An 18,007-nucleotide genomic window follows, 5' to 3' on the forward strand; every position below is an offset into this window, starting at 1 on the left:
TCTGGGGATGTTTTGTCCCAGACCCTTTTTGTCCGCCGCAATGGTGACCGGAAAAATAATTCAAAAAAATCTAGTAACCAACGTTCCTGAGCCTTAAACTAGAGCTATGGAAATCAACGGGAGGGGTTGCTCTTGAAAAATCCGCGTCAATCAGAGTCGGGATTTTCCTGGTTCTATCAACGTTTTTTAAATAATCATATTACAATTTTACTGTTAAACGTTTTTCTCTTGTTGCTGGTCTTAAACGAATTGATGCAAAACGCCTGGATCTTGACGCCGGTGTGGAAATTTATTGGCATCACCATGCCAGCCATTGTGGTGGCGGGGATTCTCTTCTATGTGCTTGACCCGTTCGTCCACTTCATGGAACGGCGGCTACATTTGCGCACCGGACTGGCCATCGCGATTGCCATGTTGTTGACGGTGGGCATCATCGTGGCGATTTTCTTCAAACTGATTCCGTTTCTGACTAAACAGACTAGCGGGATCATCGGGGCGTTGCCGCAGTTTACCAACGACGTGCTCCACAACATCAATCACCTAAACCAGGAGCACCATTGGCTATCTAATAGCAATCTGGCCGACATCAATCAACGGGTCTCGACTTACTTTTCAAAACGAGGCTTGAACCTGCTGACCGGGACGTTAAGCTCGCTAGGTAACGTGGTCACGACCGTGAGTGACTGGATCATTACGATCATCACGGCGCCGCTGGTCTTGTTCTTCATGCTCAAGGACGGCTCGCGGTTCCCCCATTACATCAGCCAAGTCGTGCCCACAGCCTACCGGAGCCGCTTTGTGACCATGCTGGACCAAATGAATGTCAAAGTCAGTTCCTACGTGCGGGGGCAACTGACCGTGGCGTTGTGCGTGCTGATCATTTTCACGACCGGCTACTCGATCATCGGCCTGCGATACGCGCTACTGATTGGCTTGCTGGCGGGGCCGTTGAACCTGATTCCGTACTTCGGGTCGGCTATCGCGTTAGTGCCGGCGCTCATCATTGGCGTCGTCACCAGCCCGTCCATGTTGCTGGGCGTGGTCATCGTGTACTTGATCGAATGGGTCTTGGAAACGCAAGTCCTGTCGCCGCTGATTATGGGTAACAGCCTGGCCATGCATCCCATCACCATCGTCTTCGTCCTGTTGGCTGGGGGCAAAATGTTCGGCTTGGTCGGCGTCATTTTCGGGGTGCCGGGCTTTGCCGTGCTCAAGGTGCTGGCCACGACGGCCTTTCAATGGTACCAAGAATACTCGGCGCTCTACCCAGACGTGTTGCCGCCTGATGAGTTGGAACCTTAACGTTTGATTAATCTGACAATTTTTGCTAAATAACGGCGAAAACGGCGTGGCCAGTGCGGTCCCGCCGTTTTTTACTGGCCGCGGGTCACGTAACTGCCGGGCAACTTTAAGCTTGGGCAAAGCCGGCTTTGGGATACTCGGAACATGTTACGAAATGGAGGCGACCCAAATGAACTTTTTCAAACGGGCCTGGTTAAATGTGTGGGCGAAGAAGGGCCGGTCAGTCTTACTGATCCTGGTCTCATCGGCCATCTTAATGTTTGTCCTGGCCGGATTATTGATTCGCAGTGCGGCGGTGAAGGCCACCGACCAAGCGAAGGCTGATGTTGGGGCGACGGTCACGTTGTCGGCCAACCGCCAAGCGGCGTTTAAGAAGATGCAAAACAGCAGTACGACCAGTAAGTCTAGTCGACCCAAGATGACGTTGACGCCGGTCAAGCTCAGTGACGCGACGAAAATCTCGCAGCTCAGCAACGTCAAGAGCACGAACGTGACCAGCAGTACCACGGTCAACGCCAAGTCCTACGATGTGGTCTCGACGAGTAGCGGGATGGGCAGTAGTGGCGGTGGTCCCGGTGGGATGAAAGGCAAGACCAGTAGCGGCGACACCCAGATCGATGGGGTGACTGCCACGAGTCTGACAACTGATTTTAGCAACAGTCAAAGTAAAATCACCAAGGGCCGGGGCATCACCGCTGCCGACAAGAATACCAACCACGTGGTCATCGAGAAGAATTTGGCCAGTCAAAACGACTTGAGCGTGGGTGACACGGTGACCGTGAAAAAAACGACTGGGAAGAAGGCCACGGTCAAGTTGAAGGTCGTGGGCATTTACCGCGCCAGCTCGACGAGTTCCAGCAACGCCGGACCAATGAGCACGGACCCTAGCAACACCATGTACACGTCCTACACGCTAGCCAACAGCCTCAAGGGCAGCAAGTACGCCGGCACTGCGGATTCCGTGACGTTTACCGTCAGCAATCCCGCCAAGGTCAGCAGCGTCAAGGCCGCGGGCAAGAAGCTGATCAACACCAGCAGCTACTCGCTGAGCACGGATGACGCCAGTTACCAAACGGTCAAGGCTTCGATGGCGACTATTGAAGGCTTTGCCAACAAAATTGTGTGGCTGGTCGCCATTGCCGGTACCATTATCTTGGCCTTGATCGTCATCTTGATGATTCGTGAACGGCGCTTTGAAATCGGCGTGCTCCTGTCCCTAGGGGAAGCACGTTGGAAAATCGTTGCCCAGTTCTTCACAGAAATGTTGATGGTCATCGTGGTGGCCGTCGCGATTGCGGGCGCTGGCGGTAAATTTGTCGGCGACCAGCTGGGGGCCCAACTGGTGGAACAGAGCACTACGAATCAAACGGTTTCGTCGAGCGTCAGCGGTCAGGCTGGTGGTCAACCAGGTGGCGGCATGAAGGGCGGTAACGGTGGTCCCGGGATGCAACAAACGACGAATACGAAGAAGGCTGCGGATACCAATCTTGACATTCAAGTGAGTGCCGTGAACTTAGCGGAACTGGGCGGCTTCGGCTTAGCCATCACGTTCTTGTCGATCATGATTGCTTCCGGCGGCATTTTACGACTGGAACCGAAGAAAGTCTTGATTTCCTAAGGAGGACGATGATAGATGTTAAAAACAACTGGATTAGGCTACTGGTACCAAGATGAAACAAATCCCTTGTTTCAAGACATTGATTTAACGTTTGAAGACGGCCAATCCTACGCCATTCTCGGCCATTCTGGAACAGGGAAGACCACGTTTCTGTCGCTGGTCGCCGGGTTGGACAAGCCCAAAGCCGGGGATATTTGGCTGGGCGAACGGTCACTGAAACAGATCGGCCTGACCAACTACCGGCGCCACAACGTTTCCATCGTGTTTCAGGCCTACAACCTGTTCACTTACATGTCGCCGCTGAACAATCTCTTGACGGCCATGGCCATCACGGGCGCGGAACATGCGGGGGACAAGTATTTTGCCAAACGAACGCTCAATGCGCTGGGAATTGGCGAAGACCTGGTCGAGCGCAACGTTCAACACCTCTCAGGGGGCCAGCAACAGCGAGTGGCGATTGCCCGGGCAATGGCTTGCGATGCGCCGTTAGTGGTGGCAGACGAGCCTACAGGGAACCTAGACGAGGACAATACCAAAGAGGTCATCGACCAGTTCCAGCAGCTGGCGCATCAGCAAAATAAATGCGTGATCATCGTGACCCACGAACCAGACGTGGCGGCTCGGTGTGACCACCAGTATCGCTTGGAAAACAAGCAGTTCGTGAAATTGGCGTAAACTAGCGCTGTCGACAAGTGATAGTCATCAATGAAACTGTGTTGAATCAGCTTTGACAGAACAGGCCACTGATTCTGTGGACTACGCCTGCCATCACTGGTAAGCACTATAGCGGACGGTAGGCGACTAGTAGCCACAACGTTACTGAGACAATCTGTGTGCTGACCTGGAACCATCCCCGTTTCACGCTGAAACATGGTGGAACGGGGATGGCTTTGGTGTGATTAGTCGTAAGCGATAGATTAAACCTGTATTTTTTAAAATTACGTGTTACACTGATCACTGTTGAATACTAATCAAAGAAGGTCGATGACATGACAGTTTTTAGTGCTTACGCTGATGAAGACATCACAGCGTTCCTGAAAGAACAAGTCAAGGACGGTACCGTGGCGACAGACGAGCAGACGTTGAAGAAGCAATCCTTCAATCCCAATGCTTCTGGCGGGGAAAGCGGGCTGGCCCGAGCATTCGTTGAAGTGGCCAGTGTGGCTGACATCCAAGGAGTCTTGCGCACGGCGCGGAAATTTCACATCGCCGTGGTGCCGCAAACCACGTTTAGCAGTACGGTGATTGGCTCTGACGGTATTGCCGGCGCCATTATCTTGTCGACGCGGAAGATGAATCAGATTTTGGAAATCAACAAGGAAGATTCCGTGGCGGTCGTCCAACCCGGCGTGGTGAACGGCGATTTGGACCAAGCAGCCCGGAAACAAGGGTTGTTCTACGCACCAGATCCTGGTTCTAAGCCATTTTCGTCCATTGGCGGCAATGTCTCGACCAATGCCGGCGGGATGAGCACCGTGCGTTTCGGCGCCACCAAGGATAATGTGTTGGGACTGAAGGCTGTGTTGGCAGATGGCCGCACGATTACGCTGGGTGGCCGGACACTGAAACAAGCCTTTGGCTATGACCTCACGCAACTGTTCGTGGGCTCTGAAGGCACTCTGGGCATCATTTACGAGGTCACGGTCAAATTGATGCCAATTCCGCTAGGCAAGTCCGTCATGGGCGTGGCCTTCTTCAAGGACATGGGCGCCTTGGCCGGCGGGGTGACAGCTATCCGCATGTCTGGGGTCTACCCGACGATGCTGGAAGCCTTGGATGGCAACACAGTCAAGGCCTTGGACCGTTACGAACACACGCACTACGCCGATAACAGCGGCTCGATGCTGATTTTCCGATTAGACGGTAGTAGTGACGAAAGTGTGGGCGTCTTGAACGATCTGCTGGCAAAGCACGATGCGCAAAACGTTCAGGTCACCACGGACCCAACCGAACAAGCCGGACTGGAAAAGTTGCGGCAAGACATGTTGCCAGCCGTCTTCGCGGGGAACAATCACCTGATGGAAGACATGGCTATGCCGCTGTCCAAGCTGGCACCGATGATGGACTTCTTACAAGACCTCGGCAAGAAGCTGGGGATTACGATCTATACGGCCGGCCATGCTGGTGACGGCAACGTGCACCCGACCTACACCTGGTCAGCGGATGAAGACGAAGTGCCCGCAGTAATCATCGAAGCCCTACGGCAAACGTTCTGGAAGACGCTGGAAATGGGCGGCACGATTTCTGGGGAACACGCCGTCGGGATGGTCAAGAATCAATGGAACAACCCCGAATTAGGCGAAACAGTCGACCTGTTGCAGCACCAAATCAAGACGCTGTTTGACCCCATGAACCTCTTGAACCCGAAACGCAAGATTGATTAAAATAACGCTGTGTTCGACACAACGGAAGCGCTAAGCCTACTGGTGAAAGCCAGGGGTCTGGCGCTTTTTTTATGAAACAAGCGGTTGTTTCAATCGCCACGCAATTGTTTCACTGGAAAATAGCTACGGTCCGCTGAGCATAAAGTTTGCGAAATCAGCCGACAAAATAGATAATTATTGTTACAATTGGAGCCGGATACAATCCCGGAAGATGACTGATCACAACCGGTTACAATTTAGCAGTGAAAGGAAGACAGCAATGGCTGACGCACAGTGGTGGCAACACGCGGTGGGGTATGAAATTTACCCGCAAAGTTTCTTTGATAGCAACCATGATGGTGTGGGCGATTTGCCCGGCATCCAAACAAAAATCTCTTACTTAACCTCCCTGGGTGTCGACTTTGTTTGGCTGTCCGCATTTTACCCCTCCGGTCAGGTGGACAGTGGTTATGACGTGACGGATTACCGCGGCATTGACCCCCAATACGGCACCTTGGCGGACTTTACCGCGCTGGTCACGGCGTTTCACGCGGCCAATATCAAAGTGGTGATCGACTTGGCGTTGAACCATACGTCCAGTCAACACCCGTGGTTCCAGGCTGCTGTCCAGGATCCGGCCAGCCCTTATCATGATTACTACGTCTGGCGGCCAGCGACGGCCACGACGGTTCCTAACAATTGGGAATCCATTTTCGGCGGGTCAGCCTGGACCTATGTGCCCGCCGTGGACGCGGCCTATCTGCATACCTTTGCGGAAGACCAACCCGATTTGAACTGGGAAAACTCGGCCGTTCGTCGTGAAATGGCAGCCACGATTCAGTGGTGGGCTGACCGGGGAATCGATGGGGTGCGATTAGATGGCGTCACGCATTTGAAAAAGCGCCAGGACTTCGCTAACGTCGGGCATCCGCGGATGGACTACTATCAAGATGTGGCGGGAACAGACGTGTTCTTAGCCGCACTCAAGCCGGTGCTGACCCGTAACCAGTTGTTCGTGATCGGCGAAGCGGGTGGCATTGATATGCCCACCGCGCAACGCTGGCTCGACCCGCAACAAGGGTTCTTCGACCTCCTGCTAGAATTTGATCACGTGCACTTCTGGGAAAAGGCTGAACCGAAGCTACCAGTTGCAGCGTTACGCGCGACCCTCTCCAAGTGGCAATTTGGCTTGGAAAAGAGTGGTGGCTGGAACGCTTTGTTCATTGAAAATCATGATTTACCACGTGCTGTTTCATACTATGGCAACGCGACCGATTACCGTCGCCGTTCCGCTAAGGCATTGGCGTTGTGGTATCTGTTGATGAAGGGAACCCCGTTTATTTATCAAGGACAAGAACTAGGGTTGCCGAATGCTGGCTTCACGCAAATCAGTCAGTATCGCGACCTGGATAGTCGCCTGTATTACCAGCAACAACGTGCTGCTGGAGTACCGGCCAAACAGGTTCTGGCGCAACTGGCCATGGGTAGCCGGGACAACGCCCGGACGCCCATGCCGTGGACCCATCAACAGTACGGGGGCTTTTCCGACCACGAACCGTGGATCCAATTGGCCCCCGGCACGGACCAAATCAATGTGGAACGTGAAAGTCACGACCCACATTCCGTGCTGACGTTTTACCAGCAGCTGATTCGGCTGAAAAAGTCTGTTCCAGCCTTGGAACAAGGGCGGTATGAATTGATCGATACGCGCGATGACCAGCTATACGTTTACCGGCGGACTTTGAACGGGGACAACTGGCTAGTCGTTGTGAATATGAGCAATCAGGTCGCGACGACGCAGGAATTTGATTTGACGACGAGTGAACTCATTTTCACCAACACCGAAGTGGACGCGGACTCGGATGACTTGGAAATTCATCCTTGGGAGGCCCGGTTGTATCACTTACGAAAATTAGAGTAGGTTGAAAAAACAAGTGAAACACGCGGAACCGAATGCAACTCCTCGGTTCCCTTTTTACATGGTAAACTTTTTTATTAAATTGTGGTTTTCTGCTTGCATTTCAGCAAGTTGTTCTTTATTATTAAATGTATAGATATTTCTATGGGGTCAACCATTTTGCGTATTGCTAGTCGTGTTAACTATCTAACCGGTTAGCAAAGTGAAGATAAGGATATGATAATACTATGAAGAGTAAGGTCGTTCATGCGGAAAGTTTCTTTGAATCTTTCATGGAGTTGAAACGTGAATTAGAAAAAGCAGCAACCCGATTCCAACGAACCATGGGGATTTCAGTGGATCAATATGCGATTTTACACCATATTTTGGAGAACCCAGGGAAGCTGACCTCTGCCACTGTCGCTGATAGTCGCGGCATTTCGCGGGCAGCCGTTTCCCGGGGGATTTCCCAGCTGATTCGTCGGGGCTATGTGGTCCAGAGCTACCAAAGTTCTGACCGGCGAGTTCGCCCACTGTCGTTAACGGCAAGTGGTGAACAGTTGGAAATCAAGTGTCACGAGGCGTTGAACACCGCCGCTGACACCATGAGCCAAGTCACATTGGATGACAGTGGCAGTCAATACACAGTTGGTCAGTTGACCAAGATGTTAAGTGCGTTGACAGCCAAGGAAGCTCCTGAGGACCAGAAAGAGTAAAACGATTTATAGTTTAATGCCAGAGAATTAGTCGAACGCGACTAATTCTCTTTTTTTAGCCAGATTAAAAAAGGTGTGAGAATCGTATTTTGACGGCTTTTTCCGTTTAAATTGACGATGATTAACCACTCAAAAATTCCGCCGCTTTTTTAAAAGGACGTGGTACACTGGACGTAACGATGGCAGAGAAGAGGAAATCCCATGATTGTCGAGAGAAAAATTGGAACGGGTGAGCAAAATCTAGTCTGGGTCATGGCCATGATCGAAGACGACAGTGACAAGGACGCCCTGCAGGTCACGTACGGATTGACCGATGAAATTTTGACTTACGTGACCGACGTGAACGAGCGGTCCCACTATGACCGCGATGAGTACTTGAATACGCAACTGTTCGTGTTGCACGTGCCGGTCGTGGTCGACCAGGTGTCGCAACGCTATATCACGCGGCCCGTGACCTTTTTGTTGAAGGGCAATCAGGTCTTTTCCATCACTACCAAACGGACCCAGTGGGTGAATCAGACGCTGAGTGAGCGGATGAAACTGAAACAAATTTCAGATACCAATGAATTCATGTTGATTGGGCTGTTCATTTTGTTCGACCAGTTCATTCCCCCGATTCGTAAGATCAATGCGGAACAAAATCGCTTGGACAAGCAACTGAATCAGTCTCCCGACAACAAGGACCTGATTGCGTTGTCCAACTTACAACAGAGTCTGGCCTACTTCGTGAGTGCCACCCGCAACAACGCGATGATGGTGGTCAACCTGAGCAGTACGCCCTTTGGCAAGCAACTGTCGGATAAGAATGCGGAACACCTCGCCGACGCCGTAATCGAAGCGCGACAAACCTCTGAAATGACGGCGATTGAGGCGGATGTTGTTGACCGTATTTCGAATACGTTTAATAATGTGTTGAACAATAACCTGAACGACACCATGAAGTTCTTGACGATTTGGTCGCTGGTCTTGACGATTCCCACGATTATCACCGGATTCTACGGGATGAACGTGAAACTACCATTTGCCAACGACGCCATTTCGTGGATCTTCACGGTGGCGATGATGCTGGGCATCATGGGTGTGGTGGCATTGATGCTGCGGCACCGGCATTTCTGGTAGAAACAGGCATGAAACTGAAGGTTGAAAGATGAAAATCAGCTAGAAGTATTGTCACCACGCGGCTCGTGGCGTAGAAAATAGTCGTTTACAGCTTCGTAGTTTGAGCTGGCCGCCTGCCGTCCGCCAACTATGGGTTGGAACGCGGTGGGCGGACCGGACCGAGCCTGAAAAGCGGTCTCGGCCTCGCTTTGAGCCGGAAACCCGCGTCTCAAAGACGCCAGTTGCCTAAGCGGCATGAACCGCGCCGCTTAGGCAACTCCCACGGCGGAACCCTGGCTGACGCAGGCCCTGGTTTCACTAGTTTCTGGTGGACAAAACGCTGTTGCTCCGGGAGTCAGGACATTAATTCAATTTTCAACTTTTAGCATGAAACAAAATAACTTTTGTAGAGCTTGGGCCCAACTGCCTAGGCTCTTTTTTTCACGTTAATGTGACGTTCAACCCTAATGCTCACCAGCTAATCGTATTTGTTTCAAAGCTCCCAATGCCAGGCCAGACAAGTAACCGCTAACAAGTGCAATAAATCACTTACTAAAAGTAAGTCAAATTACTGGTCTTTTCGATGATGGGGGACTATGATGTTACCAATCAATGATTTCGGGGTGTTCGACCACGAGTGGCGGCCGCCATCCTTACCACAAAGGAGCGCGATTCATATGTCAAAAATGATTGCTGGACAAGCGTTAGTGAAGGTTCTGGAAGCCTGGGACGTTAACCATATCTACGGAATTCCAGGTGGCTCGATTAATCATACGGTTGAAGGATTGTACCTTGAAAAGGCCAATATCGATTATATTCAGGTGCGTCATGAAGAAGTCGGGGCTTTAGCCGCTGCTGCCGATGCAAAATTCACTGGTAAAGTTGGCGTTGCCTTTGGTTCTGCCGGCCCCGGCGCGACCCACTTGTTTAACGGTCTGTACGACGCCAAGATGGACCACGTCCCGATGTTAGCGTTGGTCGGCCAAGTGCCACAAGCCACGATGAACACGAACTATTTCCAAGAAATGGATGAAACACCAATGTTTAGCGACGTGGCTGTGTACAACCGGACGGCTACCACGGCGGCCCAATTGCCTTACGTTGTGAACCAGGCGATTCGTGAGGCATATCGCGAGAAGGGGCCAGCGGTCGTCATCATTCCCGAAAACTTAGCGGCTGAAGAGATCGACTACGAACCTGTGAAGACGCCGAACGTGGTCTCCAATTCCTTTACGCAACAGATTGACCCTACCGCCATTCAGGAAACGTTGAAGCTGTTGAAGGCGGCTAAGCACCCGCTGGTCTACGCCGGCCGGGGCTTACTCGGTGCCCGCGACGAACTGGTCAAATTCAGTGAACAGTTCAATATCCCCGTGCTAAACACGGTTCCTGCTACCGGGGTTATCCCAACGAATCATCCGAATGCCATCGGGACCTTTGGCCGACTCGGGTCGAAGTCTGGGTTTGAAGCCTTGCAACACACCGACCTGATTTTGTTCTTAGGGTCCGAGTTCCCATTTGCGCAATTCTGGCCACAGAATATTAAAATTGTTCAAGTCAACAATAATTCCTTTGATATTGGCAAGATGGTTCCCGTGGACTACGCCGTGTTGAGCGATGCCAAGAGCTTCCTGCAAGCCATGAACGCTACGGGTGAAACATTACCAGAAACGGCTTGGTTGACCGCTAACCGGGAAAATAAGCAAAACTGGAACCACTGGCTGGATCAATTGGCGAGTGACGATAGCAATGGCCTGGCACCCGAAGCCGTCACCAAGAAGATTGCATCGATGGTGGGCCCCAAGGATACGTATGGGGTCGACACCGGTAACGTTTCCGAATGGGCGGTCCGGGGCTTACCAATGGATCAACAGCAGCGCTTCGCCTTATCTGGGTTGTTCGCCACGATGGGCTACGGCCTGCCAGCCGGGTTAGCCGGGGCCTTGAGTGTGCCGGATGGTCAGGCTTGGTCGCTGTCTGGTGATGGTGGTTTTGCGATGGTCGCGCCTGACATCATTACCGAAGCCCGTTACGGCTTGCCGGTCATCAACGTGGTCTTTAGCAACCGGCGTTTCGGCTTCATTTACCGTGAACAAATCGACACCAAGCAACACCTGTATGGGGTCGATCTGACCGATGCCGATTGGGCTAAGGTCGCTGAAGGGCTGGGAGGTCTTGGCTTTACGGTCACCAACAATGCCGAGGTCGACCAAGTCTTTGATCAAATCAAGGACTTGCAAGCTAAGGGTAACCGCAAGCCAATCGTAGTCAACGCCGTCATCAAAGACGATGACCCAATTGGCACGGCCTTCATGCCGCTTGATCCCAAGCTCTACGGTCAAGACGCCGTTGACGAATACGCCCAGGCCAACCACATTGACACAGCGCAACAACCTTCCTTAGGGGAACTGCTGCGGGCCAAGGGTGACAATCTTTAATGAAATCATGAAACGAGGGTCCCTGACGATGGTCGGGGGCCTTTTTGGTGTCAGTGAAAATTAACACTTGCAAGTTCGGCACTAGTCGCTTAAAATTGTTAGCTGACTAACAAAAAGGAGCGCGAAAACATGACTGAACGACGATTAGGGGCTTGGTTACGGGATGCTGAGCACCAAATGAATCAGGAAATGAACGATTTTGCCCGGCAGTACGGGCTGACAGGCATGCAGCTTTCTTTGATTGATTTTTTGAGCCGCAACACCACGACCACGGTGTTTCAAGTTGACCTGGAACACGAATTTCACGTGCAACGGTCGACGGCCTCATTACTAGTGAAACGCATGGTGGAACGGGATCTGGTCACCCGAGTGGTGGCAACTAGCGATAGTCGCAAACGCCAATTGCGGTTGACGGCTAAGGGGCAACGGTTGGTCCCCATCGTGCAACAACATCTGGAACAGCAGGATGCCAAGATGGTGGCGGACCTGTCCGCTAGCGAGGCACGGGCCTTTCAACACGCTTTGAGAAACATTAGTCACTGGCACACAACAAAGGAGTAAACCTATATGGCAAAAGAAAAAATTGAACCACGCGTCGTGGGAGCAGTCCTAGCGACGGGGCTGATGTCGCTGAGTGGGGTCATCGTGGAGACCGCGATGAACATTACGTTTCCCACGCTGATGAAACAGTTTCACGTGACCACCGGGACGGTCCAGTGGATGACCACGCTGTACCTCTTGATTGTGGCGTGTATCGTACCAGTTTCATCGTATCTGAAACGCCGCTTCAAACTGAAACAACTTTTTGTGGTGGCCAATCTGTTATTCATCATTGGCTTGGTCACCGATGCCTGTGCGACCAGCTTTCCGTGGTTATTGGCCGGCCGGGCCATCCAAGGGGTGGGAACGGGAATCGCGTTGCCGTTGATGTTTAACATCATCTTGGAACAGGTGCCACTGAGCCGCATTGGGATGATGACCGGCGTCGGTACCTTGGTAACGGCGATTGGGCCCGCTATTGGCCCGACGTACGGTGGACTACTGGTCACCAATCTAAACTGGCGCTACATTTTCTGGATCTTACTGCCATTTTTGATCGTGTCATTTTTCGTGGGGATCAAGACGATTCGTCAAGTATCACCGACGCAGGCCGAACGCTTTGACTTTTGGAGCATGCTGGGCATCGTGGTCACCTTTGCCGGGTTGATCTTTGGGTTCAGTTCGCTGAGCGGCCAACCGTTTTTGAGTTGGTCGGTGGGGGGCGCGCTGTTGCTGGGGATGTGCGGTCTGGTTTTCTTCGTCCGTCGCTCTCAGCACCAAGCACATCCCTTGATTCAGCTACAAGTGCTGGCCAATTCGGCGTTTGCTTGGCACCTGTTGGCCTTTTTCCTCCTGCAGATCACGGCGTTGGGCCTGTCGTTCGTTCTGCCCAACTACCTACAACTGGTCGATCACCAGTCGGCCTTTATCGCGGGGTTGGTGGTCTTGCCGGGCGCGGTCATTGGGGCCGCTTTCTCACCGATTGGCGGCAATATTTTAGACCGGTTTGGCGCTAAACGGCCGATTCTGCTGGGATTGGGCCTAGTGGTCGTGATGCTGCTGGTGATGACCGTGGGTGCCCGCGGCTTGTCCGCCTGGGCCATTTTGGGCCTGTATGTGGGCTACATGGTCGGGGTTGGTTCATCATTCGGTAACATCATGACGGACGGCTTAAAACAGCTCTCAGGGCCGCTCAAGGCAGATGGCAACGCCTTGATGAACGCCATGCAACAGTTTGCGGGCGCCATGGGAACCGCCATCGTTTCCGCCATGATTGCGGCTAGTCAGGCGGGTGCAACGGGAAGTACGGCGGTCAAAACGGCGGCCGGTTCCCAGTGGGCCTTGTGGGTCTTAACGATTGCCGGGCTGGGGGCATTTTTAAGCATGCTCATCGCGCTGAAACGTAACCAGCACTAGGCTTTAGACAATTTTAAATGACCGTGGACATCACGTTGGTAACGCTACTATCCTAACCATTGGGAGTGGCGTTATTTTTATTTAAGCGTAGCCATGCTACAATTCAGAACCAATAAAGCCAACCGGCTGAAAAAAGTGAGGCGATTTAAATGAAGTTTGATTGGCGATACGCGTTCCATTCCTTTTGGTTTCTGATGGCGCTGATGGTCCTCTTGAGCTTAGCCACCGCCGTTGATCGGGTTCACGGCGTGCGGATTGCGATTGGGGTGATCTTTGGTTTCTTACTGGTCGACGGTCTGTGGACTTGGCAATACCCTTACTTTAATCGGCTAGGGCGGCAGGGCGCTACGGCGGTGATCAACCTGGTTTTATTTGTGATCATCGCCGCCTTCGCACTGGCTTTCAAGCAAGAATGGTCAGCCAGCGTCTGGGGATTCATGAGCTTCTGGCTCGCTAGCATCGGCGGTACGATTGATGGCTACTTAGCCCGGCCCACCAAGATTTTGGTGAACCAGACCCGCGGTGATTTGCGGAAAAAAGCGGAGATCTTGCAGAACTCCTCACGGTTGTAATAGTAGTGGCAGTTAAATGATGGTGTGCACAAAAGTCTGGGCGAGCGTCCGGGCTTTTTTCGTGGGTCAATGGGTGCCCCTACTGGTACTAACGAAATTCGGCGGGAATTTGTTACCCGTTGCGTGAAGAGTTTATAAAATTCTTAATTAACTTGAAAGACAAAAATCTGCAGGAATCATTATCATCATGGCCTCATGACGTTAAGACTGGTTGTTTACGGCTTCGTCGTTCGCACTGGCCGCCTACCGTCCGCCAACTATGGGTTGGAACGCGGTGGGCGGACCGGACCGAGCCTAGGGAACGGTCTCGGCCTCGCTTTGAGCCGGAAATCGCGTCTCAAAGACGCCAGTTGTCTAAGCGGCATGAACCGCGCCACTAAGGCAACTCCCACGGCTGAACCCATACTTGGCGGACTCTCGGCTACAAAAGTGTTTGCCAGTAAAAGTCGGCTTAGCCCCAGGTGGCGGCTGATCTAGCGACTAGTCTTCACAATGGTGCCGATAAACATCACCCCGCCGGAGGCAGCCAGAGATGGAGCCAGCTGTGTCGACGGTGTTGGCTGAGGTTCTTTCTCAGCCTACAGCGTGGGACGACTTGAGAGCCTGGCGAACTTTGTCAGGTTCTTAAGCGAACCGGAAGACCGCTTCTCAGGCTGGAGGTGTTCCCCAGAGCAGGCGGAATCTCTGGCTGACGCAGGCTTTGGTTTAGCACGTTTTACCGGTCAGTACGCACCACAACAGAAAAAGCCGCTCACCAGAAGGCAAGCGGCCGAAGATTTTTAGATTAAAGGGGGTTACTCGGCGGCATAAGTCCAGTCATAGGACAAGAGCTGGTGGAACCGTTCACCGATGGGCACCCACAGCTTAGCTTTCGCGATGTTGCGAATGGATTCCCAGAACAGTGGGTCCTGGCGCTCCTTGTCGCTCAGGTTAATGTTGACGTAACTCCCGGCTTCCGTTTTCGCGATTACGTAGGGATAGAACACCTTGGTAATTTGTGCGGGAGTGATGCTCTTAATTTTCGGGTTGTCATCAATCAGCATAAGCACGCTTCCTTTCACTTGATGAATTCAGTATACCGGTAAAAGGTAGCGATAACCACCAAGTTTCTTTAAAGATTTCCTGAGAATTTCTTAGTTTTTTCGGTGAGCTGCTTAACGGCTGATGATGAGCAATTCTTTTGCTTCAAACGTTCGCGCAACGGCAGGCGGACAGCCTAGTGCATCAGACCAGCTATTTCGCTGCCGTGGCGTTTTGCAATGTCACCGTGAAGCAGGCGCCGTGGGGGTCGTTGTCCGTGATGGTGATGTGCCCGTGGTTCAGTTGAACCAATTGTGACACGATGGCTAGCCCCAGGCCGCTACCGGCAATCTTAGTCGACCGGGAAGCGTCCATGCGGTAGAAACGTTCAAAAATGTGCTCGCGGTCGGCTATCGGAATGCCGGGACCGTGGTCAGCGACCGTCACGGTACTGGTCGTCGCCGTTTGCTTGACGATGACGTGAATCTGTTGGTCGGATGGTGAATATTTATGCGCGTTATCCAGTAACGCAATCAAGATTTGGTGAAGCATGTCCGCATCGGCGTTGACCATGACAGGCTGGTCCGAACTGGCAAAGGTCACGCGTTGACTGACTAGTGGCTGGTAGTGGGTGACCACGGCTTGCGCTAATTTGGCCAGGTCTAGCGGTTTGAGGTCCACTTCGGCGCGGTCCGCCCGGGACAAATGCAAGAGGTTTTCAATCAGATGTTGCATGCGCAGGGATTCTTGGTCGATGAACCCGAGTGATTCGGGGATGACCTCGGGATGTTGCTGGCCACGGCGTTCAATCAATTTCAGATTTCCACGGATCGTCGCGATGGGCGTCCGGAGCTCGTGGGAGGCGTCGGAAATAAATTGGCGTTCGCGCTCCAGTCGCCCATTTTGTGCCGCCAGTAACTGGTTGAAATCCCGCGCCAATTGGGCGACCTCGACGGGTTCTTGTGGTTGGGGCAGTTCAGGTTGACTGACGTCGGGATTAGCCGCGGCTTGTTGGGCGGCGGTCGCCAGCGAAATGGTCGGCGCACTCAGACTTTTGGCCAAGCGGCGGACGTACAACAGTCCAACCAGCAGGCTCAAGCCAATTGCGATGATCAGGACGGAAATCAAGACGTGCAGGTTGCCGACCAACACATGCATGCCAATGAAGAGATAATACGTGTGGCTGCCGGTCTGTAGCGTTTCCGAGAAATACAGCCCCCAGCCCTTGATGTAGACCAAGTGGGTAAAGGGAATCGACCAGTTGCTGGCCTTGACCAGCTCTGAGCCGTGCGGCAGTAAGGACGTGGTCGACCCGTCGTTATTTTTGATCAGCACAAACGTATTGTGTGAGTTCAGGCCACTACTACGATTGACCGTCAGCCAGTCCTTGAAATTACTGACCTGCGTGGTTTGTAAGCTGGCGCTGAGCCGTTCTGCTTGGTCCTGGGCGCGCAACAGCTGGTCGACGGTCAACGTGATACTGACCGTCAGCACGATGATGAGGCCAATCGTGATCAGTAGGCTGGTAAATGAGTGGCGAATGATATCCGCGTAGGTGCGCGGTGTGCGGTTAGTGCTCATCGGGATCATCTTCCTTTAGACTGTAGCCGACACCGCGAATCGTGTGGAAAAGGTGCGGGGCATCGGCCATGTCGATTTTATTGCGCAGGTAGCCGATGTACACGTCGACCACGTTTTGCTGGCCCAGAAAATCCACGCCCCAGACGTTGTCGAGCAATTCGTCGCGGGTGAAGACCTGGCCGGGATGTTGCATGAGAAATAGTAGTAAATCATATTCGCGTTGTGTCAGTTGAATCGTTTCGCCAGCACGGTCGACTTGTCGAGTCTTGGTGACCAGGGTCAAGTCGCCCAGCCGATACGTTTGGTCCAAGCCGCTTTGATGAGCCGTACGGCGTTGAATCACCCGAATGCGGGCGAGCAGCTCTTCGATTTCAAAGGGTTTGGTGATGTAGTCGTCGGCGCCGTTGTCCAGGCCAGTGACCTTGTCGCCCAGGTAATCACGGGCGGTCATCATGATGACGGGCAGTTCGTCGTGCTTGCGGATGCGGCGCAGCACCTCCATGCCGTCCATCTTCGGCAGCATCCAGTCGAGTAAGACCAACAGTAGCTTGTCTTTTTCGCGCTGGTAGGTCTCCCAAGCGGCTTCACCGTCCGCAGCGGTCAGGACATCGAAGTCCTCGAAGGTCAGCTCCTTAGCCACGTAACTGGCCAGGCCTTCCTCGTCTTCTACAAGTAAAATGGTATTTTTCATGATTAGTCAAACTCCTTAATCGGCATGGGTTGTCAACAGTGTACCAAAACAAGTGAAATAAAATCTAAGAAATTCATAGATTAAGCTTAACTGGCCTTAAAGATTTCGTCGCGCTCAGCATGGTATAACTAAGACATTAATTAAATGGGCAACGAAAAATTTGAGGAGTGGTTTAAATGACAAATGTAAAAACGATGATGACTAAAATTTTACTGGGTGCCATGACCCTGGCCACGGTGAGCGCAACGTCAGCAGGCGCAGCCGCCGCAACGAATCCCGGCATGGCGGTGGCCGCGCCCAAGATTGAGCGGACCACGATTACGTTACAGCCACGGCCCAATACTGAGGTCCAGGTCATTAAGATTCGACTGAAGAAGCCCACCACGACCAAGCAACTGTCAAAGCAGGTCCAAACCAACGTGGACGCCAGCGCCTTGAACCTAGACCAGAAGCACACGGATAGCCAACTCAAATAAGCATACTAAACGAAGCTTAACGTGGTATTTGAAAAAGAGTGTGACAACGGGCGATTAACTGATGAGCATTAGCAGTACCGGGCAGCCAGTACGCGCAATCAATATGTACGGCAGACTCGTCAAAAGCACGATGGCGAGTCACAATTATTTTAGCATAACGGGTTAGTCTTGGTGGTAGTCGCTGGTATTCAAAATCGCGAAAAATTCAGATCTAAAGGTTGAAAGTAGCACTAACGTGGTAATTCCCGGAACGGCAATGTTCTGTCCACTAAAATTAGT

Annotated in this window: 15 protein-coding genes; 12 read left to right on the top strand and 3 right to left on the bottom strand. The window is 52.5% G+C overall.

The window, feature by feature from the left end; translation table 11 throughout:
• The first annotated feature begins 132 nt into the window (after window positions 1-132).
• From EKM83_RS07555 to EKM83_RS07605, 11 genes are all read left to right on the top strand, one after another.
• Window positions 133-1,302, top strand: coding sequence for an AI-2E family transporter (locus EKM83_RS07555; protein WP_125576054.1), 1,170 nt, complete (start codon window positions 133-135; stop codon window positions 1,300-1,302).
• A gap of 169 nt (window positions 1,303-1,471) precedes the next feature.
• Window positions 1,472-2,920 (top strand): ABC transporter permease, encoded by a 1,449-nt coding sequence (locus EKM83_RS07560; protein WP_125576056.1) that lies wholly within the window; start codon window positions 1,472-1,474, stop codon window positions 2,918-2,920.
• Between the two features lie 15 nt (window positions 2,921-2,935).
• Window positions 2,936-3,595, top strand: a complete 660-nt coding sequence (locus tag EKM83_RS07565) for an ABC transporter ATP-binding protein (RefSeq protein WP_125576058.1) — start codon at window positions 2,936-2,938, stop codon at window positions 3,593-3,595.
• A 314-nt stretch (window positions 3,596-3,909) separates the two neighbouring features.
• Complete coding sequence (locus tag EKM83_RS07570) at window positions 3,910-5,304, top strand: FAD-binding oxidoreductase (protein WP_125576061.1); 1,395 nt, start codon at window positions 3,910-3,912, stop codon at window positions 5,302-5,304.
• A gap of 259 nt (window positions 5,305-5,563) precedes the next feature.
• Window positions 5,564-7,204 (top strand): alpha-glucosidase, encoded by a 1,641-nt coding sequence (locus EKM83_RS07575; RefSeq protein WP_125576063.1) that lies wholly within the window; start codon window positions 5,564-5,566, stop codon window positions 7,202-7,204.
• 224 nt (window positions 7,205-7,428) lie between these two features.
• Complete coding sequence (locus EKM83_RS07580) at window positions 7,429-7,896, top strand: MarR family winged helix-turn-helix transcriptional regulator (RefSeq protein ID WP_225418645.1); 468 nt, start codon at window positions 7,429-7,431, stop codon at window positions 7,894-7,896.
• 201 nt (window positions 7,897-8,097) lie between these two features.
• Window positions 8,098-9,015 (top strand): magnesium transporter CorA family protein, encoded by a 918-nt coding sequence (locus tag EKM83_RS07585; RefSeq protein WP_125576065.1) that lies wholly within the window; start codon window positions 8,098-8,100, stop codon window positions 9,013-9,015.
• Between the two features lie 656 nt (window positions 9,016-9,671).
• Window positions 9,672-11,432, top strand: a complete 1,761-nt coding sequence (gene spxB / locus EKM83_RS07590) for a pyruvate oxidase (RefSeq protein WP_125576067.1) — start codon at window positions 9,672-9,674, stop codon at window positions 11,430-11,432.
• Between the two features lie 129 nt (window positions 11,433-11,561).
• Window positions 11,562-11,993 carry a MarR family winged helix-turn-helix transcriptional regulator gene (locus EKM83_RS07595; protein ID WP_125576069.1) on the top strand — a complete coding sequence of 144 codons (432 nt, stop codon included), beginning with the start codon at window positions 11,562-11,564 and terminating at the stop codon, window positions 11,991-11,993.
• A gap of 6 nt (window positions 11,994-11,999) precedes the next feature.
• Window positions 12,000-13,388 (top strand): MFS transporter, encoded by a 1,389-nt coding sequence (locus tag EKM83_RS07600; RefSeq protein WP_125576072.1) that lies wholly within the window; start codon window positions 12,000-12,002, stop codon window positions 13,386-13,388.
• 149 nt (window positions 13,389-13,537) lie between these two features.
• Entirely contained in the window at window positions 13,538-13,960 is a 423-nt protein-coding gene (locus tag EKM83_RS07605; protein ID WP_125576074.1) for a hypothetical protein, read from the top strand.
• Window positions 13,961-14,754: 794 nt separating this feature from the next.
• Here EKM83_RS07605 and EKM83_RS07610 read toward each other — a convergent pair.
• From EKM83_RS07610 to EKM83_RS07620, 3 genes are all read right to left on the bottom strand, one after another.
• Entirely contained in the window at window positions 14,755-15,003 is a 249-nt protein-coding gene (locus EKM83_RS07610; protein ID WP_125576076.1) for a hypothetical protein, read from the bottom strand.
• 190 nt (window positions 15,004-15,193) lie between these two features.
• A complete protein-coding gene (locus EKM83_RS07615) occupies window positions 15,194-16,561 on the bottom strand; it encodes a sensor histidine kinase (protein ID WP_225418646.1) in 1,368 nt (455 codons plus the stop codon).
• Window positions 16,551-17,252, bottom strand: a complete 702-nt coding sequence (locus EKM83_RS07620) for a response regulator transcription factor (RefSeq protein WP_125576079.1) — start codon at window positions 17,250-17,252, stop codon at window positions 16,551-16,553. Before EKM83_RS07620 ends, EKM83_RS07615 begins: the two co-directional genes overlap by 11 nt.
• A 176-nt stretch (window positions 17,253-17,428) precedes the next feature.
• On the opposite strand from EKM83_RS07620, the gene EKM83_RS07625 reads away from it, so the two are divergent.
• Window positions 17,429-17,728: a hypothetical protein gene (locus EKM83_RS07625; protein WP_125576082.1), complete on the top strand. Its 300-nt coding sequence runs from the start codon at window positions 17,429-17,431 to the stop codon at window positions 17,726-17,728.
• The last annotated feature ends 279 nt before the right edge of the window (window positions 17,729-18,007 follow it).

Origin of the sequence: Levilactobacillus angrenensis (genome assembly GCF_003946085.1) — a bacterium.
GTDB lineage: Bacteria > Bacillota > Bacilli > Lactobacillales > Lactobacillaceae > Levilactobacillus > Levilactobacillus angrenensis.